Source organism: Thalassospira lucentensis MCCC 1A00383 = DSM 14000 (assembly GCF_000421265.1).
Classification (GTDB): domain Bacteria; phylum Pseudomonadota; class Alphaproteobacteria; order Rhodospirillales; family Thalassospiraceae; genus Thalassospira; species Thalassospira lucentensis.
The window spans coordinates 79,694-100,060 of sequence record NZ_ATWN01000012.1 but is presented as its reverse complement, the minus strand read 5'-3'; the positions used below and the strand labels follow the sequence as shown (position 1 = coordinate 100,060).

Sequence of the window (20,367 nt, the reverse complement as noted above, 5' to 3'; positions counted from 1 at the left end):
TAGGCTTGTGACCACACTCATCCCGCTTAACAAATTATGCGGGCTTTTAGCATAAAGTGCCCTTGATGACGCAAGATTTGTTCGACCCTTTTGCCCCGGTTCCTGAAACCCCCGCCAAATCGGGAAATACGCCCGAATTTTCGGTGTCCGACCTGTCCAACGCGTTAAAGAACACCGTTGAAGATGCCTTTTCGTTTGTGCGCGTGCGCGGTGAAATTTCCGGGTTCAAGCGTGCCAGCAGCGGCCATATGTATTTGGCCCTTAAGGACGATAAGGCGGTTCTGGACGGGGTCTGCTGGCGCGGGCAGGCGGGTAAACTTGGCCTTGTGCCCGAAGACGGCATGGAGGTCATTGTTACCGGGCGGCTGACCACATTCCCCGGACGGTCAAAATACCAGATCGTCATCGAGACAATGGAAGTCGCCGGGGAAGGCGCGCTTTTAAAGCTTCTCGAAGAACGTAAAAAGAAGCTGGCGGGCGAAGGGCTGTTTGACGCGGATCGTAAAAAGCCAATCCCGTTTTTGCCCGATGTCATTGGCATTGTCACATCGCCGACCGGGGCGGTGATCCGCGACATCATGCATCGCCTGCGTGATCGTTTTCCACGTCGGGTTTTGCTGTGGCCGGTGCTGGTGCAGGGAAATGGTGCCGCCGAACAAGTGGCCGAGGCTGTGCGTGGATTTAACGACCTTTTGCCCTATGGCCATATTCCGCGGCCCGATGTTTTGATTGTCGCGCGTGGCGGTGGGTCTCTTGAGGATTTATGGGCGTTCAACGAGGAAGTGGTTGCCCGCGCGGTCGCCGAGTCTGACATTCCGGTGATTTCAGCGGTTGGCCATGAAACCGATACCACCCTGATTGATTTTGTGTCCGACCTGCGGGCACCAACCCCGACCGGGGCTGCGGAAAAGGCGGTGCCTGTACGGGGAGACCTGATTGGTCAGATCGAAGAAAACGGATTGCGGTTGTCGCAAGCTGTTCGCAGATTGGGTGTGGAAAAGAAAACAGCGCTTGAAAGTCTGGCGCGGGGTTTGGGCGATCCCAAAAGGATGCTCGAAGAACGCAATCAGATGTTGGACAACTGGGCGGATCGTTTGCCTCGTTCGGCGGTCAATGTCGTGAGCCAAGCACGGGCGCGCCTCAATGAAACCAGTGCACGGCTAGTCAGTCCGCGCGAACAGCTTTCGGAAAAACGTGGTCGGCTTGAAAATGCCGCCGTGCGGCTGGACGGGGCGATGAAGTCGGCCTTGCAGATGCAACAAGCGCGTCTAGATCGGGCCAGTGCCGGGTTGCGCCCAAGTGACGCCAAACGTGATGTTGATCGGGCCGGCAAACAGATCATGGATCTTGGTGCGCGCATGGGGGCAGCGGTGAAAAATACCCTGACCCGTGAAGCCGAAGGACTGGCGCGCTATGACCGGCTGCTGGAAAGCTATTCTTATCGCAATGTCCTGAAACGTGGCTTTGCCGTGGTGCGCGACGGGGCGGGGAATCTGGTGGAAAAATCCGCCGATATTGTCACCGGGCAGGGATATGATCTTGAGATGGGTGATGGCGTGACCCGTGTCACGGCTGGCGATGCGACAACTGAGCCTGCGTCAACGCCAACAGCCCCGACGTCAGGTGGGGCGCGTGATGGCGACGATATGCCGGTTGATGCTGTTGCCTCATCAAAGCCGGAAACGGTCAGCAAACCAAAAGCCGTCAAAAAGAAAGATCCGCAACCAAAAGACGATGACAGGCAAGGGAGCCTTCTGTAATGCGCTTGGCAATCACCACGCTTATCGCCGCAGCAACCGGCATGTTTGCCGCAAGTTTTGCCACCATCAGTGCCAAGGCGGCAGAACCAACTTATCAGGGGCAATTTGTTCAGGGCGGGATTGTGTTTGGTCAAACTGACGCCGGGGATCAGGTTCTGCTAGATGGCACAGCCATTGATACCATCGCAGGTGATGGCCGGTTTGTTCTGGGTTTTCCACGCGATTATGAGGGACCGGCCAAACTGACGATCAAACACGCGGATGGCAGTGTCGAAGACTTTGCCTATGACATCGGCGACCGCGAATTCGATATTCAGCGTATCGACGGCCTGCCCAAGAAAATGGTCACACCTGATCCCGCCGTGATGGACCGGATCAAGGATGATTCCCGTCAGGCCCGCGAAGCGCGCACCGAACGGTTCACCGAAAAATTCCTCGAAAGCGGTTTTATCTGGCCTGCGTTGGGGCCGATCAGCGGTGTCTATGGATCACAACGGATTTTAAACGGTGAACCGCGATCCCCACATTGGGGGGTGGATATTGCGGTTCCGACCGGAACGGCGGTTGTTGCACCAGCCGACGGGATCGTGACGCTGGCCCACCCGGATATGTATTTTTCCGGGGCGACGCTGTTTATCGATCATGGTCTTGGCATGGTGTCGGCGTTTTTGCACCTGTCTGAAATCGACGTCAAAGTCGGCGATGTGGTCAAACAGGGTGATCTGATCGGCAAAGTCGGTGCATCGGGCCGGGCGACCGGACCGCATTTGGATTGGCGGATCAATGTCGGGGCGGCGCGCGTGGATGCGCAACTGCTGGTCCCGCCGATGGAAGACGCACAAAAGGCGGAAAACGCCAAAAACTAACGGGAAACGCATGCCATGAAAAAGCACGGGGCCGTTGCCGCAGGACATGATGTTACCGCAGGTGCCGCTGCCCGTGTGCTTGAGGAAGGTGGCAACGCGTTTGATGCGGTGATCGCCGCAATGTGGGCGGCTTGTGTGGCCGAACCAGTTTTGGCGTCTCTTGGCGGCGGCGGGTTTGTGATGGCCCGACCGGCTGGTAAACCACCGCGCCTTTATGATTTCTTTGTTGAAACCCCGCTTGAAAAACGTGCGCGTGAGGATCTGGAATTTGAAAGCCGCCTTGCGACATTCGCTGGTGGGGTCACACAGGAATTTCATGGTGGCTACGGATCGGTGGCAACGCCGGGCGTTGTCGCCGGGCTGTTTAAAGTTCATGACGACCTTGCGGGGTTACCCATGGCGCAATTGGCCGAACCTGCGATCACGGCTGCGCGTGACGGAATCGAACTGGATGCGTTTCAGCGCTATGTGATGGGCATTGTTGAACCGTTACTTGGGTTTTCACCCGACAGCCGGAAAATCTTTGGCAAACCCGGTCATCAGGGTGAGGATGGCTTCGAATTGCTTGATGAAGGCGTTCTTCATCAACAAGCCGATTTAGCGCACAGCATTGAATATCTGGTCCGAACCGGTGTTGACGGGTTTTATCACGGTGACCTTGGCGATGCGCTGGTGTGCGAAAGTCGTGCATCAGGCGGCTATTTGACGCGGGAGGATTTGGCGGCTTACCGGGTGTTGATCCGTGATCCGCTTTTGGTTGCCGGGCGTAAAGGCCGCTTTGTGCTGAACCCCCCGCCTGCATCGGGCGGGGTTCTGGTTGGATTTGGTCTTAAACTGGCGCGTGATATGGCCTTGGGGTCGTTTGGGTCTGCTCGCCATCTTGAAGCCGTGTCAGGTGTTTTGCATGCCACCGGGCTTGCGCGTGGTGAGTACGGTGCGTCGCCGGTTATCCTGTCAGATGAGTTGTGCGAAAGTTATCGTATGATGATTGGTGATCGCCCGCTTACTCAGCGCGGAACGACCCATATTTCGGTTGTCGATCAGGATGGTAACCTTGCGGCGGCAACCCTATCAAATGGGTCGTCATCCGGGCGGGTGGTGCCTAAAACAGGCATCATGATGAACAACATGCTGGGTGAGGCAGATTTGTCATCCGATGGTTTCCATCAATGGCCTTGTGGGGTTCGGATGACATCTATGATGACCCCGGCCCTTTATCTGGGGGCGGATGGATCATCGGTTGCCTTGGGATCAGGAGGATCAAACCGCATTCGGTCAACCATGCTTCAGGTAATGTTGAACATGGATGCCTTTGACATGACATTGCATGGCGCGGTTGCGGCTCCAAGACTACATGTCGAGGACGGTCTTCTATCGGTTGAACCGGGCTTTGATGAGGCACTTCTTGATGGCTTAAGTATTCAGAACCAACAACGTTGGGAGTCTGAGGATATGTTCTTTGGCGGGGTGCACGCCGCGAAGGTAAGTGCGGATGGCGCAACGTTTTCTGCCGTGGGGGACGCCCGGCGGAATGGGCATCGGATCGTTACCGGGTCGGATCAGACCTAAGGTCAAGGATCGGGGCGGCATCAATCTTTTCCGCGTCCATCATGAAGGCCACGCGCTGCATGGATGTGAGGAGCTGGGTCTTTTCCCAATCGGGCAAGGCTTCGAACTGGGAAATAAACTCTTCATGCAGCATGGTCGGCGCGGTTGAGAGGATTTCGCGTCCGGCATCAGTCAGGACCGTATTGACCACACGTTTATCGGTGGTGCTGCGGCGGCGTTCGGCAAGGTTTCGCTGTTCTAGGCGGTTTAAGATCGTGGTCACCGTTGCCTGACTAAGCGAAACGTGGTTGGAGATGCGTTTGACCGTGACATTTTGCAGCTCGTCAATTGCGCGCAATACCATAACTTGCGGAATGGTCAGGCCGCAGTTTTTCATCATCCGTTTTGAATGCAAATCGGTCGCCCGGATAATCTGGCGCAGGGCCACGAGAATGTCCTGCCAGTAGGCTTCGCTCATGATGTTTCCTTATGAGAGCCAAGTACCAAGAGCACCGTACTGGCGAACTGCAACGGTACGAAATGATTGTTACCGGGTAACGGGCTTTCCCAAATTGTTCAAGGTGATTTGTCTCATGACATTTTATGTCAGACATAAACCCTATCGGAAGCGGCGGATCACAGCGAAGACTAATCCGAATATCGCAATCAGAATGATGGCAACCGTTGCGATTAAAAGGGCCTGTTTGGTGCGCAGGTCATTGGCTTGTTTGCGTTCAACATAGACAATCACGTTGCGGCGCAGCTGATCCATTTCAGGCGTAATGTCAAAGCCGCTGCGATACAGTGTTGCACCGGCACTGGCCAAAAGATCATTGGTTTTGTTGAGTTGTTCGGTGAACAGGGCAAATCGTTCTTCTGTATCGGTGAGATCTCCCAGCGGATCGTCATCCTGTTTGCTGACCTTGGCGATGGTGATCGTTGTGTGGGTCAGTGTGTCGCCGTCTTCAGCAATACAATCAGAAAGGCTTTGGCGGGCTTCATCGGGGGCGCATTCGACCGGACGGCCACCAAATTCTTCGAGCGCCTTTCGCAAATGTTCCTTTAATTGCAGGTCCAGTTGTGAAATCTGCAAACGGATTTCGCGCGCCGTTTCCTTGATTTTATCTGTTTGACTGTCCAGCGCCATGCCGGGCCAGGTAAGAAATACTGATCCCGCCAGTATCATACAAATAATGACCAATATGCGGGACAAGGCAAACGGGCTCCTGAGGTCAGTCGAACATGTTCAAATGACGAGTGTGCCCGATGGGAGTTCTTATTCCGTTAATGAAAGAAACATCGTTTTATCCCTGCACAATATTTGCGTGAGCCGATCATTTCGGCCAGCGTTTATGAGGCCATAACCACTGAGCAGGGCGTTTGCGTATCCAGCTTTCCATGATGGCATTGACCTCCGTCATGATGCTGGCGACATCGGTGCGTCGATCCCCGGTTTTCCGGATCGTCAGGGCGGGATAAAACGTCATGCGGAAATAGGCACCATTCAACCGCTCAACACGAACGGGTACAATCGGGGCATCATATTTAAGCGCAAACTGTGCCAGTGCCGGGGCGGTCATAGCATCACGCCCAAAAAATGGAACCGCGATGCCGTCCGTCATTTTTTGATCGACCAGCATGCAGGCATGGCCGCCATCTTTCATACACCGGGTCAGTTTGCGTGCACCATCTGGGCCCTTTTTGACCAACTCGCCACTGAATGTTTTGCGGGCACGGGCGAACAGGTTATCGACCCATGGATTATCCGGCGCGCGATATACGCTCATCATGTCCATCCCAAGAACGGTTGCGATGCACATGCTGACTTCCCAGTTGCCGATATGACCGGTAAAGAATAATCCCGGTTTCCCGTCATCGCGTGATGCCAGTCCGTGCTCGAGGCCGACAATTTCGATGCGGGGGCCGCCGGGTTGGAGCTTGTGAAGATGGGGGATTTCTCCCGCCGACCGGCCAAGATTTTCCCACATATCGGCAACGATTTCTTCGATTTCGTCTTTGGATTTTTCCGGGAAGGCTCGGGTGAGATTGTTACGGGCCTTTTTTGTTTGGCCCATTTTGGGGCCGAGGTTCCGCATCAGGCAACCGGCAAAATTTGATGCCATATCAATCGGCATCGCCGCAAAGAACCAATACAGGATATGCGCGCCCAATCCTTGAAGCGGATGAGAAAGGTATTTTTGGCGCATCTTGTAAAATTTGCTGTTCTTATCCATCGGCAAGCACCGTTTTAACAATCTGGTTCAGCTGGTCTGGTGCGTCAAACACCAGACGGATGCTAAGGCTGCTTATGCCGCTGCGATTTTCACTTGGCAAGCGCATCAGGTCTTTTTGTGTGGTGACAAGACGCGCGCCCAGTGTTTGTGCACGCGTGCGCAGATCGGAAAGTTCCTGTGCGCTAAACGGGTGATGATCGGCAAAATCTTGGGTTTCAGCAATCATTGCGCCGCATTGGTGCAGGCTTTCATAGAATTTCGCAGGGCGTCCAATCCCGGCAAAGGCAAGAACGCGCTGATGTGCGAAATCCGCACCATTTTCCGTTTCAATGCGCGCACGCACGACCGGAACCGATGCATGAAGGTTGGTGATGAAGTCCGGGGTTTCATCACCAATCAGAATAATGGCCCGAACTTTTTCAAGCCCTGAATCCAGCGGTTCGCGCATCGGGCCAGCGGGGATCACCCGGCCATTGCCAATGCCATATTGGCTGTCGATGACGGCAAAGCTACAATCCTTGATCAGAGACGGGTTTTGTAATCCATCATCAAGGAGAATGACATTGGCCCCTGCAGCACGGGCCATTTCCGCACCAAGGAACCGTTCGCGTGACACCCAAGTCGGTCCACGTGCCGCGAGTAAAAGCGGTTCATCGCCGACCTGATCAGCGCGATCAGATTCTGGATCAACCCGGTGTGGCCCACGCATGGATCCACCATATCCGCGGCTGACGAAATGCGGTGTTCGGCCTAGTGCGGTCAATAGATCAAAAAGGGCAAGTGCTGTTGGTGTTTTTCCGGCACCACCAACAGTGAAGTTGCCGACACAAAACACCGGGCATCCGGGATGGCGCGGCGTTGTTTTCATCGTGCGAACACATCCGCCAGCGCGCCAAAGCAAGGAAAGGGGGGTCATTGCCGTTGCAAGAATTCCGTCTTCTTGCCAGAAACGGGGATCACGCATTGCCGCCCCCGTGTGTCGGAATGTCTGCAATCAGTGGATCGATGGCATCAAGGGTGCGGTCAAGGACTTCTGCCTTGGAACTGGCATAGGCCAAGCCAGCAGCGGCGACTTTTTCGGCCGATGCCGGGTCACGCAGGAACCCGCCAAGTTGCCGTGTCAGGTCATCTGCGTCAGATGCAGGGCGGCAGGCGCCGGCAGCCAGCATCTCCTGGCTGATAATGGCAAAGTTGCTCATATCTGGGCCATGAAGGATCGCACAGCCCAATCGGGCCGGTTCCAGCGGATTTTGCCCACCGGTCGAGCACAAAGATTTACCCATAAAACATACCGGCGCGATACGGTAAAACAGGCCAAGCTCGCCCATGGTGTCGGCAAGATAGATTTCTGTTTGTTCGGTGAGCTGGTGGCCAAGGCTTCGGCGCGATACCTGTAACCCTTGCGCAATCAGGTTGGCTTCGATGTCATCAGCACGAACAGGATGGCGCGGGACGATGATGGTCAGAAGATCGGGATGTGTCGGGGCAAGATTGTGATGCACCTGACCGGCAATGCGTTCTTCACCGTCAAAAGTGCTTGATGCCAACCACACAGAACGATTGCGGATTTGATCGCGCAGTTTACCGAGTTCCTCGTCATTGGCGGGCAACGGCGGGGCAGCGAATTTCAGGTTGCCGACAGCCCTGATATTGGTTGCGCCAAGAGCGGCAAACCTTTCCGTTTCTTCGACGCCCTGTGTCAGGATCAGGTCGAAGGCGGCAATGACCGGGCGAATAAAGGATGGAAAGCGCGAATAGCCCTTAAAGCTTTTTTCCGAGATACGACCGTTGACCAGCACCAAGCGCGTGCCGGCCTTCTTGGCCTTGGTCAGGATATTGGGCCAAAGGTCGCTTTCAAGCCAGAGTGCCAGATCGGGTTTCCAGTGATGGAGGAACCGCGCGACGCACACTTGGCGATCAATCGGGATGAATTGATGAATGACACCCTTTGGCAGGCGTTCATGCATCAGGGCGGCCGAAGTGACCGTGCCGGTGGTGACCAAAATGGACACATCGGTATAACGACGACGGATTTCATCAATCACAGGCAGGGCAGAAAGAGATTCCCCAACACTCGCGCCATGTATCCAGACAAGTTTGCCTTTGGGCCGTGGAGCACTTGGGTGACCAAACCGTTCGCCAATCCGGCCCGGATCTTCCTTGCCGAGACTTTTTCGACGGTTGAGATACAGATACAGAGCCGGACCTAGCAGGCGTGTCGCCGCGCGATAGGCGTAAAACAGGCTCATTTACCGGTTTCCCCCGCCGCAATCGAAGACCGTTTCTGCTTGGGTAGTGCGTCAAGGCCCGCAGGCGGAATGATTTTGAGCCCGAGTGCGCTGTCGGTTTCCTGAGTGAGCTCGGTCAGCGCATTTTCAAGTTCAAGGCGTTTGGCTTCGATACCCGCCGCGTCGAGTTTACGATCCACATAGATTGGATCGCCCCAGTGATAGACGCCGCGTGAAAAGGGTAAGGGCAGAATAAAACGGTCCCAACTGCCAAGAACTTTGCGGTTGGAGGCCGAATAGGTCAGCGGAAAAATCGGAACATTAGCCATGCGGGCAGCCTGAATGATGCCGTCTGAGGCGCGCATGCGAGGGCCACGTGGGCCGTCCGGGGTCATGCCTACAACTTCACCTGCTTTGAGCACCTTTAGAATCTGACGTAAGGCGGCTGCACCGCCTTTGTCCTTGCCGGTCGATCCGGCAATTGTCTTTGGCCCGAAATAGGCAATGGTGCGGGAAATGATTTCCCCGTCGCGGTGCGATGAAATCAACATGTTAAACGGACGGTCACCACCGACCGAGCGCCATGTATAGGGCATCATCAACAGGCGCTGATGCCAGAATGCGACGATAAACGGTTTGCCCTCGGTCAGGTAATGCGCCGGAAGGTCGCCGCCCTTGGTGCGCCAACGCCCTGTCGCGTGGATCAGGCGCACATACGACGCCGCAAGCCAGCACAAGGTGCTGCGCGTGGTTTCGCTTCTGATAATGCGTTTATGCAAGTGCACGCCCGTAAATCCCGAAATTACCCGGATCAGTTTTCATTTTCTTCTGAGAATTGCAGATTATAGAGGTGTGCGTAAGCCCCTCCAAGTGCAAGCAATTCATCGTGTTTTCCTTGTTCCGTCACACGGCCATTATTGATCACACAAATTTTGTCCGCATCAATAATGGTCGACAGCCGGTGCGCAATCACAAAGGTGGTGCGCCCTTTCATCAATTTCGCAAGCGCGTCCTGAATATGGCGTTCTGATTCGGTATCAAGTGCGGATGTTGCCTCATCGAGCAACAGGATCGGAGCGTTTTTAAGCATGGCACGGGCAATCGCGATACGCTGTCGCTGCCCACCAGAAAGCTTAACCCCATGTTCGCCGACGATGGTGTCATAACCGTCTTCTAGCTGGCCGATAAAGTCATGAGCGGCAGCATTGCGCGCGGCTTCTTCGATCTCGGCTTCGGTCGCACCAGCACGGCCATAGGCAATGTTGGCGCGCACCGTGTCATCAAACAGGGTGATTTCCTGACTGACCAGTGCTGTCGCACGGCGCAGGCTTTCAAGTGTTAAGTCGCGAATGTCTTGACCATCAACAGTGATGGCGCCGTTATCAATATCGTAAAAGCGCGGGATCAGGTTCAGGATGGTTGATTTACCCGCCCCCGAAGGTCCGACAAGCGCAACCGTTTCACCGGCCTTGATATCAAGATCAATATCACGAAGGGCTGTGATTTCCGGGTTGTAGGCGAAGGAAACATTCTTGAAATTGATGTTTCCACCCGACACGGTGAGGTCCTTGGCATCCGGGGCGTTTTTGATTTCGGGCTCAAGGTCCATCACCATAAACACGCGCTGGGACGCGGCAAGGCCTGACTGCAAATTCATGTTGATATTTGCCAGACGCTTTACCGGTTCGTAGGCCAGCAAAAGGGCGGTAATGAACGAGAAGAAACTACCCGGATCACTTGCGCCATCAATTACCCGGCTGCCGCCGTAAATGATGATTGTCGTGATCGCTGCACCGCCGAGTGTTTCCATGATGGGGGAGGACCTGGCACTGACTTTTTGCGCCTTGAAGCTCAACTGAAAAACAGTCTCGACCAGTTTTTCCATACGCGAACATTCGTATGGCTCCATGCCATAGGCTTTGACGTGCCGCACACCTTGAAACGTCTGTTCGAGAAGGGTGGCAAATTCACCGATCTGCTGCTGGGTGTTAGCAGACACTTTACGCATGCGTTTGCCAAGCCGGGCAATCGGCAAAATGGCGGCAGGAAAGACCGTGAACGCGATGATCGCCAGTTGCCAATCCTGATAGAACATAACACCGATCAAGACGATAGCCGTCAGGAGATCCTTACCAAACCCGGTCAGGGCGACAGAAACAGCCGCGCGCATGGACGTAATATCACTGGTGAAACGCGTGATCAGCTTACCGGTATTCGTACTGTGGAAGAAACCAATGTCGAGCCGGATGACATGTTCGTAAAGCTTGTTCTGGATATCAGCAAGAATGCGACCGCCGACATAGCTCATCAACACGGACTGGCCGTAGTTGGCAAAGCCCTTCAGGGCAAATGCGAACAGAACAGCCACGCCGACCGGAACCAGCATTGCGCCGTTTTGTTTGACAAATACCTCGTTGATGACCGGATCCATCAAATAAGCATAGCCACCAGTCGCAGCCGCCATAAGTGCCATGCAAATCAGAGCGAGAACAATCTTGCCGAAATAAGGCTTTACCGCATCTTGCACGATACGTTTGACCAGAGGCCAAGTGCGCCAGTGTTCAGCAGTGTGGTCCATCGGATTCTTCGGCAATGATTTGTTCCTGGTCGTTCCGGCCATTTCCAAGTTGTATCAATATGATACACTCTATATGGAATAGGGCTTCAAAGTGTGTCTATCTATATGCGCTGTTGCTAGCATGCTCGAGCATGGGCGGCAAGCTGCAGCGCGCATGTGAAAGATACAAATTTGACCCGCCAATCAGCAGGTCACGCGCAACGACATATAAGATAAAAAAATGAACGAGCAACTGCACGCACTTGTAGAACATACAATGGCGCAAGGTGTCGGGGCACGCGTTTTCGCGCTGCGCTGGAAGGATAGACGTATCTGGATCAAGCAAGCTGTGCCGGCCAAACAAAAGGGCTGGCATCATTTACAACGGTTTCTGGCAAACATTACGGGCATTGCCTTGTTGCGCCCGACGGTCTCGCCCGGCGGTAAAGAAGGCCTTGAAACCGAAGCAAACACTTTGCACAAATTGTCTGAGCGAGGCATTCTGGTGCCCGATTTGGTCTGTGTGACCGAAAACTGGATCGCGATCGGAGATAATGGTGGCATTTTACAAACTCGGATCGAAGATTGCATTCGTGCAGGGGATCATGACGCCGTCAAAAAATTGATTGATGCGGGGGGCAAAGGATTGGCACTGCTTCATCAGGCGGGCGTTGCGCATGGTGCGCCCTTGCTGCGTAACCTGACCATCCGGGATGATGAGCAAATCGGTTTTATCGATTTTGAAGAAGATCCCAATGAACGCATGCCGATCGTTGATGCGCAGGCGCGTGATATCCTGCTATTTGTTTTTTCGATCCAGCGCGAATTTAAAAAACGTCCGGAATTGTTGCGCGCAGGGTGGCGGGCCTATGTCGATCAGGCCGGATTTGACGCACCTCAGATGGTCCCGCTTCGAAAAATCGTTAAGGTGCTGCGCCCAGTTTACCTTATGCTGCGTCCGTTTCGGCGCTGGTTGGGCACGGATGCGATCAATGGGCTTTTGGCTTATCGTATTCTTCGCAATAGCCTGAACCACGAGTAATCCACCAAGGACGTACCAGCGCATTACTGCGCTGGCTGACCAAGTGGTTGATCGCCGATCGTGGTGGTGTTGTCGTCGTCGTCGGTGGTGAAAGATGCGGCCGTACGTGCCGCATCATCAACAGATATGCGGATGGCTTCCAGCCCGTCAAACCCACCTGAAAATGGTGCAAGGTTGTGCAGGAACTGGCTGGCAGAATTTTGCCAGCTGTATTGTTCGGCCAAGGCACGAGCATCTTCGGGTTTAAGTTCAAGGGCGGCCATGGCGGCTTTGCCAAGGTCGGCGTCAATCGCGCCGGCTTTTGTGCCCCGGACAATATCGGCGGGTCCCTGAACCGGGAAAACAGCAACCGGCGTACCTGATGCCAATGCTTCGAGGATAACCAACCCGAATGTGTCGGTTTTGCTGGGGAAAACAAAAACATCTGCGGACGCAAAGGCGTTTGCAAGGTCCTCACCGACCTTTTTGCCAAGGAATTGCGCATTGGGGTGTTTCTGGCGCAAGTCGGTCAGCTGCGGCCCATCGCCGACCACGAATTTGGTGCCGGGCAGATCAAGATCCAGAAAATGGCCAATGTTCTTTTCCACAGCCACCCGCCCGACGAATAGCCAGTGTGGTTTGGGAAAGTCGCCAAAGCTTGCATCTGGTCGGGGTCGGAAAAGGTCAAGGTCAACTCCGCGCGACCAGATATGCAGGTTATCAAACCCCCAGTCAGACAGTTCTTCGCGCAAGCTTTCGGTCGCGACCATCACCGATTGTGATTTTGAATGGAATTTGCGCATCCCACGATAGGAAATCGATAATGGTAAACGCCACCGCGCGTGGATGTATTCAGGGAACCGCGTGTGATAGGCGGTCGAAAATGGCAGGCCCTGTTTCAGGCAATAAGCCCGGGCGGCCTGCCCCAACGGACCCTCGGTCGAAATATGAATGGCAACCGGGTGCAGCGCCTTGATCATTTTGGCCATTTTACGTTTGGCAAACAGGGCCAAGCGGATTTCCGGGTATGTCGGGCACGGAATGGTTTTAAACTGATCAGGCGAGATAACATGAACATCATGCCCCATCTCGTCCAGTTCGCCCCGTACGGTTTCAAGGGTACGGACAACACCGTTGACCTGTGGATACCAGGCGTCGGTTACGATCAGTATTTTCATGCAGTCTTTCCAATCGGAGCATCGCGGCGCTTTTTATCTGTGCCGGATGCGGACTTGCCCGATACATGGGCGATGCGGAACATGGAAATCAGTTTGCCAAGACCCAGCGAGGGGGCGTTGGCAGCATCGCGGCCCGGTGTGGAATGGGTCATGGCCATCTGGCGCATTTCCGCCCAATGGAGAAGTTCAAGCTTGCCGTTCATGTCTTCGACAAGGGCGGTGCAACTTTCGACCCAGTCACCATCATTGCAATAAAGCACATCCCCAATCATGCGTTTTTCGGCATGATGGATGTGCCCGCAGACCACACCATCCACCTTGCGTTTGGCGGCTGCGTGGGCGACGGCATTTTCAAAGTTGCAGATGAATTGAACCGCGTTCTTCACCCGGTTTTTAAGATAGGCCGAAAGCGACCAGTATCCATAGCCAAGGCGACGGCGAATGCCGTTGTAATAGCGGTTAAGGGTGATGGCGAAGTTGTAGGCCGTATCGCCAAGATAGGCGAGCCATCGGGCATATTTGACAACACCGTCAAATTCATCGCCATGGATCACCAAAAGGCGTTTGCCATCGGCCGTTTCGTGGATGTCGTTCATTTTGACTTCGATATGCCCAAAGGTCATATCGACAAATTCACGGGCAAATTCATCATGGTTGCCGGGCACAAAGATAACCTTGGCACCGTTCTTGGCCTTATCCATGATCGTGGTTATAACGGCGTGGTGGCTTTCGGGCCAATGCCAGCTTTTCTTAAGACGCCAGCCATCAATAATGTCGCCCACCAGATAATAGGTGTCTGCCGTTACTTCATTGAGGAAATCCAAAAGAAGATCTGCCTGACATCCACGTGTCCCCAAGTGGACGTCCGAAATCCAGACCGTGCGGTAATGCGGTTGCAGCGTCATCGCTGTCATTGCCGCTCCTCCGTATCCTGCCAAAAGGATGGCTGGAAACTGACTTTAAAGATGCCAGATACTGTCTCCAACCAGTATCGGTTTAAAATAAATCGCGCGAATATATAACCCGTTCACATAAATTTCGCGGTTCTGTAAAGCAACTGTTACATATTTTACTTCATATGCTAGCGGGTACTTACTTTTTATTTCGGTTTTATTGCGGAAGTCGATCCTGAATGACCCATGCCGGAGTGACTGTCATCTTCAACCCGCGTGCGGGCGGAAACAAACAGCGTTTTCTGTCGGAAATCCTGCAACATGCGGGCGTTAAGGTTGAGCTTTTACAAACCACCCATCCGGGACATGCGCGCGAACTGGCGCGCAAGGTTCGCGCCCATCAAAGATTGTTTGTCGCCGGTGGCGATGGATCGTTAAACGAAGCGCTTAACGGGTTGCTTGACGCGCAGATTGACGGTCACGAGGTGCCGCCGCTTGGCATTATTCCATTGGGAACGGCCAACGTTTTGGCGGTGGAAGTGGGATTAAGTCTTCGGGCCAAGGCCATCGCCAGTTATATCAATAACCCAAGCATGGTCTGGGTCCGACCCGGTGTTGTGAACGGTCGGGCGTTTTTCCTGATGGTAGGCATGGGGGCGGATGCCGATACGGTTGCCAATGTTTCCTTGCGGCTGAAGCGTTTGATCGGGAAGGGGGCCTATATTCTTGAAGGATTACGCAACATCTTTTTTCCGCGTCACCGTGATTTTGAAGTCAACATCGGGCGCGAAAATTACCGGGTTGCCGGGGTTGTTGTCACCCATGCCAAACATTACGGCGGGGCGTTTGTCATATCGCCCGAGGCAAGCCTGACGTCGAATAATCTTGACGTGGTTTTGATGCCCGGAAACGGGATCGGGGCCTTGTCACGCTATGGGTTGGCCTTGACGTTAAACCGACTGCACGAACAAAGCGATGTGTCGCTGGTGCAGACCGAACGTGTAACAATCACCAGCCATTGCGGTCCGGCCCCGCTTCAGATTGACGGCGAGAGTGCAGGAAAACTGCCCTGCGAAATTAGCCTGTCGCCTTATCCTGTGCGCTTGATGGTGCCTCCTGCTTATGCCGACATACATAATGCTGACCAGAGTAATCCCAAGCAGGATGGCCGTCCGCTGTTGCAGATTGCAGCGGACTGATCCAATCCAGCCGAGCCCAATCCAGCCCAACCTAAAAATCGTTTGGCGATATCATGCCGAACGGACAGTTGAGATGAATGCATCAACCTCCTTGCCAAGCTGACTGGCAGAACGGGCAAGTTCACGCGCACTTGTCAAAACCTGGGCTGCTGCGACACCGCCTTCGTTTGATGCGGTACTGACATCAATAATGGCGTTTGAAACCTCAGTCGTGCCGCTGGCGGCTTGTGCGATATTGCGGGCAATTTCGCCTGTGGTCGCGTCTTGTTGTTCGACAGCCGACGAAATAGCCGATGAGGTTTCATGGCTTTGGGAGATGACACCGGTAATTTCTTGAACGGCGACAATCATCGACTGTGACGCTGCCTGTACCTTTTCGATTTGCAATGTGATGCTTTCGGTGGCATGCGCGGTTTGATTGGCAAGATTTTTTACCTCGGACGCGACAACGGCAAATCCTTTACCCGATTCACCGGCCCGGCTTGCCTCGATGGTGGCATTTAGCGCAAGCAGATTGGTCTGTGATGCAATGTCCTGAATGAGCCCGACCATGGTGCTGATTTCTTCAACAGATTCGGCGAGCCCCTCGGCGGTTTTCTGGGTGTTTTGCGCATTGCGGACAGCGGTATTGGTGATGTCACCAGCGGTACGAACCTGCATGCCGATTTCGCGCACAGAGGCGGCCATCTCTTCGCAGGCGGTGGCGACGGTTTCAACGTTTGCACTGGCCTGGGTTGCTGCGGCAGAAACGGTGCCTGCCTGTGTATTTGTTTCTTCAAGTGTTGTGGTCAGGGTTTGGGCTGCTGCTTCAAGTTCGGTTGCGGCGGCTCCGACGATCTGAACAATAGCGCCAACGCTGCCTTCGAACTTATCGGCCAATGTGTTCATGGTTTTGTGTTTTTCTTCTGCGGCGCGGTGCTCTGCATCCTTGGCCGCAGCTTCCATTTCACGGTTGCGGATCATATTTTGTTTGAAGACTTCGGTGGTGTCGGCAATGTCGCCGATTTCATCGGCGCGATCGGTGCCAAAGATCTTGGTTTCAAGGTTTCCGGATGCTAGGTCGCGAAGGTTTTTGACAATTTTTTTGATTGGCAACGTGATGGAGCGGGCAAAAAAAAGGCCAAATGCAACACCAACGCCGACAACAACCAAAATGACGATAAGTGTCTTAAGCAGCGCATCGCGAACCGGCGTCATGGCTTCTGACTGATCGACTTCGCCAATAATGGCCCAATTGGTGCCCAGAAACTCAAGCGGACTATAGGCCGATATCACCGGAATACCACGGTAATCGAGGATCTGACGTACCCCGGTTTCCCCTGATAGCGCGAGATTGACTGTGTCGGGGCTTACTTTGGTACGCAGAACAGTTGATTCTTCTGAAAAGCGGGACGCGCTGCGCATCAGAAGGTCCGTACCAACGATGTAGGTTTCTCCGGTTTTCCCCATGCCCGCAGAGACGTGCATGACCTGATTGATCCGATCAATTGGCATTTGAAATGCCAGAACACCCAAAACCGTTCCGTTGGGAGCCAAAACCGGCGTGGCGATAAAGCTCGCTGGGGCATCTTTGCTGGGCGCATAGGGTTCAAAGTCATGAAAAACCATGTCACCACCGGGCTTTTGGGCATTTTCAAGTGCACCACGGAATCCTGTTCCCAGATCGGTGTCGCGCCAAGGGCCATCGAAAAAGTTGGTGGCAAAGTCATCTTCCTTGAACACGGTGTAAACAAGTTGTCCGTCTGGCGCGAACAGGAAGATGTCGTAGTAACCGCGCAGTTCAAGAAACTCGCGGAAGTACGGGTGATACTGGCCGTGTGCAGCACTCCATTGCGAACCATCTCCTGCCTGATCAAGAAGATGTCTCTGTCCGACCGGATTGGGATTTTCCGTGATGTACAGATCCTTGAGGATCGCTGTTTTATCGCCCTTCAGGTCATTCCAGCCCTTAATGAAATCGCCTAGTGCGTGCTGGGTAAAGGGGCTGTGTGCCAGAAGTGTCAGATCTTCGCGGATGGAAGAAAGATAGTCCGACAAAGCGGTTTCGCGTGCCTCGGTCAAAGCCAGAAGTTTGTCGGCGACCGATTGCTTCTGGGTGTGCCAAGACTGATAAGCAAGTGCACTGCCAACTGTTATCGCAGCAGCAAAAATAAGGGCCGCGACAATAGCGGGTAGTTTGAAAGCGATGCGGTTCACGTTTGTTTTCCTCCCGGATACGCCGCCTTGGACGCAGCATTACCGGCCCAGTTAGGGGAAAGGTAAGTGCGTCTGGCATTGTTTTGCGTTCTATCGATCGCCAAAAACCGGGATTCGCCCACGTGATTTTTTCATATCCCAATCTTGTTTCATGATTGGGTAGTATTACAAATGTCGTGTGTTTAATTTCTATTTCAAGTTGGGTATCGATACAAAAATACTATGCCGTTACGTCGACAGGTTAAAATGTACAAGGAGCATGCATGATAGCGCGTCATTTGACAGGGGTTGGGAGATATTCAATTAGGTTCTGGCCCTATGTGTTTTCATAAACTGCTCATACGCAACACGGGCCCAGTCAACATCGACCGGGCCCGTGCATGAGCGAACAAAGAATATCGATAAGTCTTGGGCTAAAATATCCGGGTTATTGCCCGGCTAGCGTCATGCCATCAATGCGCAGCGTTGGGGCGTTGGTGCCGTATTTGAAGGTCAGGTCGCTTGCGGGCACAACAGTTTTGAACATGTCTTTGAGGTTTCCGGCGACCGTAATTTCGGAAACTGGATAGGCCAGCTCACCATCTTCAATCCAGTAGCCAGATGCCCCGCGCGAATAATCACCAGTCACACCATTGACACTGCTGCCGATCATTTCGGTGATATAGAGCCCCGATTTGATCTCCTTGATCATATCGGCGGGTGAAATGGTGCCCGGTTCCATATACAGATTGGTGGTCGACGGCCCCGGAAGGCTGCCGGCCCCGCGCGATGCGTTGCCTGTGGATTTCAGGCCAAGCTGCCGGGCGGAGCGCAAATCCATGATCCAGGTTTTCAGAACACCATTTTCAATCAGGTGACGTTTCTGATTGGCGACACCTTCGGCATCAAACGGTTTGGAGCGAAGACCACGTTTGCGATGCGGGTCATCAATGATGTTGATATGCGGGGCGAAAATTTCGCTGCCCATCGCATCGAGCAGGAAGCTGGTGCCGCGCGCGATACCCGATCCATTGATCGCACCGGACAGGTGACCAACGATGGAGGCAGATACACGTGGGTCCAGAATGACCGGTACGTGCGCGCTTTTGACCTTGCGCGGATTGAGGCGTCGCAGGGTTTTTTCGGCGGCCTTTTTGCCAATATCGACCGGATCGCGCAGGTCGGTGGAAAAGACAGCGCTGTCATAATCATAATCGCGTTCCATGGCCGTTCCCGTTCCGGCAATAACCGAAACCGAAATGTGGCTGCCAGACCCGGCATAGCAATTGGCAAAGCCGTTGGTTGCCGCCAAAGTGACTTGATGACGGCCCCAGCCAGCTTCGGATCCTTCCGAATTGGTGATGCCTTCGACCGAACGTGCGGCTTCTTCACAGGCGGTTGCCCATTCGATCATTTTTGCTTGATCGACTTCGCCCGGTTCACACAGCTCAAGCGCTTCGACATTGAAGGTTTCGGCAAGCTCAGACGGATCAGCAATGCCGCAATAGGGATCTTCTGGCGCGTTTTTGGCCATGGCGACGGCGCGTTCGATCAGTTCATTCAAGGCCGCATCGCTGGTGTCGGAAGATGAAACAACCGCCTGTTGTTTGCCAATCAGAACACGCAGGCCAAGATCAGCCCCTTCGGAACGTTCAAGCTTTTCCATCTTGCCCAGACGCTGGGCCACCGAAAGCGACGTTCCTTCGACATAAACGGCGTCGGCATCATCAGCACCGGCTTTTTTTGCACGGGCCAGAAGATCGGTGATGCGATCAAGTGTCATGTCGGTCTTGGGCATGGAAGCTCCCTTAATTCGGAATGTGATTGCTACTTTATAGGGCGCGCAGACGCATTCGCAAAGGGGCGAAACAAAAAGAGGTTTCGTCTTTGGTTCATTTGCCTTGCTGCCCCAAAGGTGGCGCGATAAAGGGGGATCGGCAAGGGCATGTCTTTTGACGATTTTTATTGCCGTTTTGCTATACTAAAAGAAACGGCACATAAATGGCTGTGAAAGCCGACATACACACGGGAAAAAAACATGAGCAAGCAGGTAATGTTGATGGGGCTTGTTTTCGCGATCTCTTCTGGGCTGGGCGCTACTGCTTATGCTGACGAGAGTCCAAATGCAGATGCTGAGGCGTCTCTGAATGACGCGGGCAAAGCCGACCCGGTATCCTCCAATCAGCTTTATTTCGAAATGCGCATTCAGGGTGGGCAATATGCGCAAAACTACCGTCATCAGATGCTGACCGGTGATTTTACCTGTGATGATGTGGTCGACCGGATTGCCGGGTGGGTTGATCTGGACAGTCCGGAAGGTCCGCGATTTGCAATGCTGTTTGTCACTAATCATGGGGGCAAGGACCAAAGTGAGATCCGTTATCTGCCGTTTGAAAGCTCCGAACAGGTTGCGCTGTGCATTCATGATGAAACTGCCCCGCCGGTCATGAGCTGGCAGGAAAACAGCACCGAGTTCATGGCCGAGGTGATCGGCGATGACAGGCTGTGCAACTTTGCGATCCGGGTCGATGATTTCATGTGCGATGCACCGCAGTTCTTTTATTCAAAAGAACCAGCAGGCAATGGCAATCACTGGCTGTTTTTCCGCAATTGAAGACCCCAACTGCAATGGAAACAGATCCACGTGAGACTTGGGTGAGGAAGCTTGATGAGGGCGAAAATACTTTTCCCCTCATCAACGCATTGGA

17 protein-coding genes are annotated in these 20,367 nt (G+C 53.8%); 6 read left to right on the top strand and 11 right to left on the bottom strand.

From position 1 onward, the window contains the following. Positions 1–65: 65 nt before the first annotated feature. Genes xseA through K355_RS0120830 form a run of 3 tightly spaced genes read left to right on the top strand, consistent with a single transcriptional unit; the run spans position 66 to position 4,195 of the window. Positions 66–1,760, top strand: coding sequence for an exodeoxyribonuclease VII large subunit (xseA, locus tag K355_RS0120840; RefSeq protein WP_022734109.1), 1,695 nt, complete (start codon positions 66–68; stop codon positions 1,758–1,760). Then, complete coding sequence (locus tag K355_RS0120835) at positions 1,760–2,626, top strand: M23 family metallopeptidase (RefSeq protein WP_022734108.1); 867 nt, start codon at positions 1,760–1,762, stop codon at positions 2,624–2,626. The genes xseA and K355_RS0120835 overlap by 1 nt, the downstream gene beginning before the upstream one ends. Positions 2,627–2,641: 15 nt before the next feature. Beyond that, entirely contained in the window at positions 2,642–4,195 is a 1,554-nt protein-coding gene (locus tag K355_RS0120830) for a gamma-glutamyltransferase family protein (RefSeq protein WP_022734107.1), read from the top strand. Here K355_RS0120830 and K355_RS0120825 read toward each other — a convergent pair. The 7 genes from K355_RS0120825 to K355_RS0120795 form a co-directional block, all read right to left on the bottom strand. Continuing rightward, entirely contained in the window at positions 4,173–4,652 is a 480-nt protein-coding gene (locus tag K355_RS0120825) for a MarR family winged helix-turn-helix transcriptional regulator (protein WP_022734106.1), read from the bottom strand. The genes K355_RS0120830 and K355_RS0120825 overlap by 23 nt on opposite strands. Positions 4,653–4,793: 141 nt before the next feature. Continuing rightward, on the bottom strand, positions 4,794–5,387 hold the full coding sequence (locus tag K355_RS0120820; protein ID WP_022734105.1) for a hypothetical protein: 594 nt from the start codon (positions 5,385–5,387) through the stop codon (positions 4,794–4,796). Between the two features lie 121 nt (positions 5,388–5,508). Further along, complete coding sequence (locus K355_RS0120815; protein WP_022734104.1) at positions 5,509–6,408, bottom strand: LpxL/LpxP family acyltransferase; 900 nt, start codon at positions 6,406–6,408, stop codon at positions 5,509–5,511. Then, complete coding sequence (gene lpxK / locus K355_RS0120810; protein ID WP_022734103.1) at positions 6,401–7,372, bottom strand: tetraacyldisaccharide 4'-kinase; 972 nt, start codon at positions 7,370–7,372, stop codon at positions 6,401–6,403. The genes K355_RS0120815 and lpxK overlap by 8 nt, the downstream gene beginning before the upstream one ends. After that, positions 7,365–8,657: a 3-deoxy-D-manno-octulosonic acid transferase gene (locus tag K355_RS0120805; RefSeq protein ID WP_022734102.1), complete on the bottom strand. Its 1,293-nt coding sequence runs from the start codon at positions 8,655–8,657 to the stop codon at positions 7,365–7,367. The genes lpxK and K355_RS0120805 overlap by 8 nt, the downstream gene beginning before the upstream one ends. Further along, entirely contained in the window at positions 8,654–9,421 is a 768-nt protein-coding gene (locus K355_RS0120800) for a lysophospholipid acyltransferase family protein (RefSeq protein WP_022734101.1), read from the bottom strand. The genes K355_RS0120805 and K355_RS0120800 overlap by 4 nt, the downstream gene beginning before the upstream one ends. A gap of 26 nt (positions 9,422–9,447) precedes the next feature. Further along, the gene (locus K355_RS0120795; RefSeq protein ID WP_051146055.1) at positions 9,448–11,214 is read right to left on the bottom strand and encodes an ABC transporter ATP-binding protein; all 1,767 of its coding nucleotides are present in this window, start codon (positions 11,212–11,214) and stop codon (positions 9,448–9,450) included. A 220-nt stretch (positions 11,215–11,434) separates the two neighbouring features. Between K355_RS0120795 and K355_RS0120790 the strand changes: the two genes are divergently transcribed. Then, on the top strand, positions 11,435–12,235 hold the full coding sequence (locus K355_RS0120790) for a BUD32 family EKC/KEOPS complex subunit (RefSeq protein WP_022734099.1): 801 nt from the start codon (positions 11,435–11,437) through the stop codon (positions 12,233–12,235). A gap of 23 nt (positions 12,236–12,258) precedes the next feature. Here K355_RS0120790 and K355_RS0120785 read toward each other — a convergent pair whose 3' ends face one another. Together K355_RS0120785 and K355_RS0120780 are read right to left on the bottom strand one after the other, a co-directional pair. Next, a complete protein-coding gene (locus K355_RS0120785; protein WP_022734098.1) occupies positions 12,259–13,392 on the bottom strand; it encodes a glycosyltransferase family 4 protein in 1,134 nt (377 codons plus the stop codon). Further along, a complete protein-coding gene (locus K355_RS0120780; protein ID WP_022734097.1) occupies positions 13,389–14,306 on the bottom strand; it encodes a UDP-2,3-diacylglucosamine diphosphatase in 918 nt (305 codons plus the stop codon). The genes K355_RS0120785 and K355_RS0120780 overlap by 4 nt, the downstream gene beginning before the upstream one ends. 218 nt (positions 14,307–14,524) lie before the next feature. Between K355_RS0120780 and K355_RS0120775 the strand changes: the two genes are divergently transcribed. Beyond that, positions 14,525–15,484 carry a diacylglycerol/lipid kinase family protein gene (locus K355_RS0120775; protein WP_022734096.1) on the top strand — a complete coding sequence of 320 codons (960 nt, stop codon included), beginning with the start codon at positions 14,525–14,527 and terminating at the stop codon, positions 15,482–15,484. A 51-nt stretch (positions 15,485–15,535) separates the two neighbouring features. Here K355_RS0120775 and K355_RS0120770 read toward each other — a convergent pair whose 3' ends face one another. Both K355_RS0120770 and K355_RS0120765 read right to left on the bottom strand, forming a co-directional pair. Continuing rightward, the gene (locus K355_RS0120770) at positions 15,536–17,680 is read right to left on the bottom strand and encodes a methyl-accepting chemotaxis protein (RefSeq protein WP_022734095.1); all 2,145 of its coding nucleotides are present in this window, start codon (positions 17,678–17,680) and stop codon (positions 15,536–15,538) included. 427 nt (positions 17,681–18,107) lie between these two features. Beyond that, the gene (locus tag K355_RS0120765) at positions 18,108–19,457 is read right to left on the bottom strand and encodes a TldD/PmbA family protein (RefSeq protein ID WP_022734094.1); all 1,350 of its coding nucleotides are present in this window, start codon (positions 19,455–19,457) and stop codon (positions 18,108–18,110) included. A 240-nt stretch (positions 19,458–19,697) separates the two neighbouring features. On the opposite strand from K355_RS0120765, the gene K355_RS0120760 reads away from it, so the two are divergent. Beyond that, positions 19,698–20,273 carry a hypothetical protein gene (locus tag K355_RS0120760; protein ID WP_022734093.1) on the top strand — a complete coding sequence of 192 codons (576 nt, stop codon included), beginning with the start codon at positions 19,698–19,700 and terminating at the stop codon, positions 20,271–20,273. The last annotated feature ends 94 nt before the right edge of the window (positions 20,274–20,367 follow it).

Excerpts from the sequence above, each read along its gene's own strand:
- K355_RS0120790 (WP_022734099.1), top strand. The coding sequence starts at position 11,435 with ATGAACGAGCAACTGCACGCACTTGTAGAACATACAATGGCGCAAGGT.
- K355_RS0120830 (WP_022734107.1), top strand. The coding sequence starts at position 2,642 with ATGAAAAAGCACGGGGCCGTTGCCGCAGGACATGATGTTACCGCAGGT.
- K355_RS0120815 (WP_022734104.1), bottom strand. The coding sequence starts at position 6,408 with ATGGATAAGAACAGCAAATTTTACAAGATGCGCCAAAAATACCTTTCT.
- K355_RS0120785 (WP_022734098.1), bottom strand. The coding sequence starts at position 13,392 with ATGAAAATACTGATCGTAACCGACGCCTGGTATCCACAGGTCAACGGT.
- K355_RS0120805 (WP_022734102.1), bottom strand. The coding sequence starts at position 8,657 with ATGAGCCTGTTTTACGCCTATCGCGCGGCGACACGCCTGCTAGGTCCG.
- K355_RS0120765 (WP_022734094.1), bottom strand. The coding sequence starts at position 19,457 with ATGCCCAAGACCGACATGACACTTGATCGCATCACCGATCTTCTGGCC.
- K355_RS0120775 (WP_022734096.1), top strand. The coding sequence starts at position 14,525 with ATGACCCATGCCGGAGTGACTGTCATCTTCAACCCGCGTGCGGGCGGA.
- K355_RS0120760 (WP_022734093.1), top strand. The coding sequence starts at position 19,698 with ATGAGCAAGCAGGTAATGTTGATGGGGCTTGTTTTCGCGATCTCTTCT.
- lpxK (WP_022734103.1), bottom strand. The coding sequence starts at position 7,372 with ATGCGTGATCCCCGTTTCTGGCAAGAAGACGGAATTCTTGCAACGGCA.
- K355_RS0120780 (WP_022734097.1), bottom strand. The coding sequence starts at position 14,306 with ATGACAGCGATGACGCTGCAACCGCATTACCGCACGGTCTGGATTTCG.
- xseA (WP_022734109.1), top strand. The coding sequence starts at position 66 with ATGACGCAAGATTTGTTCGACCCTTTTGCCCCGGTTCCTGAAACCCCC.
- K355_RS0120835 (WP_022734108.1), top strand. The coding sequence starts at position 1,760 with ATGCGCTTGGCAATCACCACGCTTATCGCCGCAGCAACCGGCATGTTT.
- K355_RS0120795 (WP_051146055.1), bottom strand. The coding sequence starts at position 11,214 with ATGGACCACACTGCTGAACACTGGCGCACTTGGCCTCTGGTCAAACGT.
- K355_RS0120825 (WP_022734106.1), bottom strand. The coding sequence starts at position 4,652 with ATGAGCGAAGCCTACTGGCAGGACATTCTCGTGGCCCTGCGCCAGATT.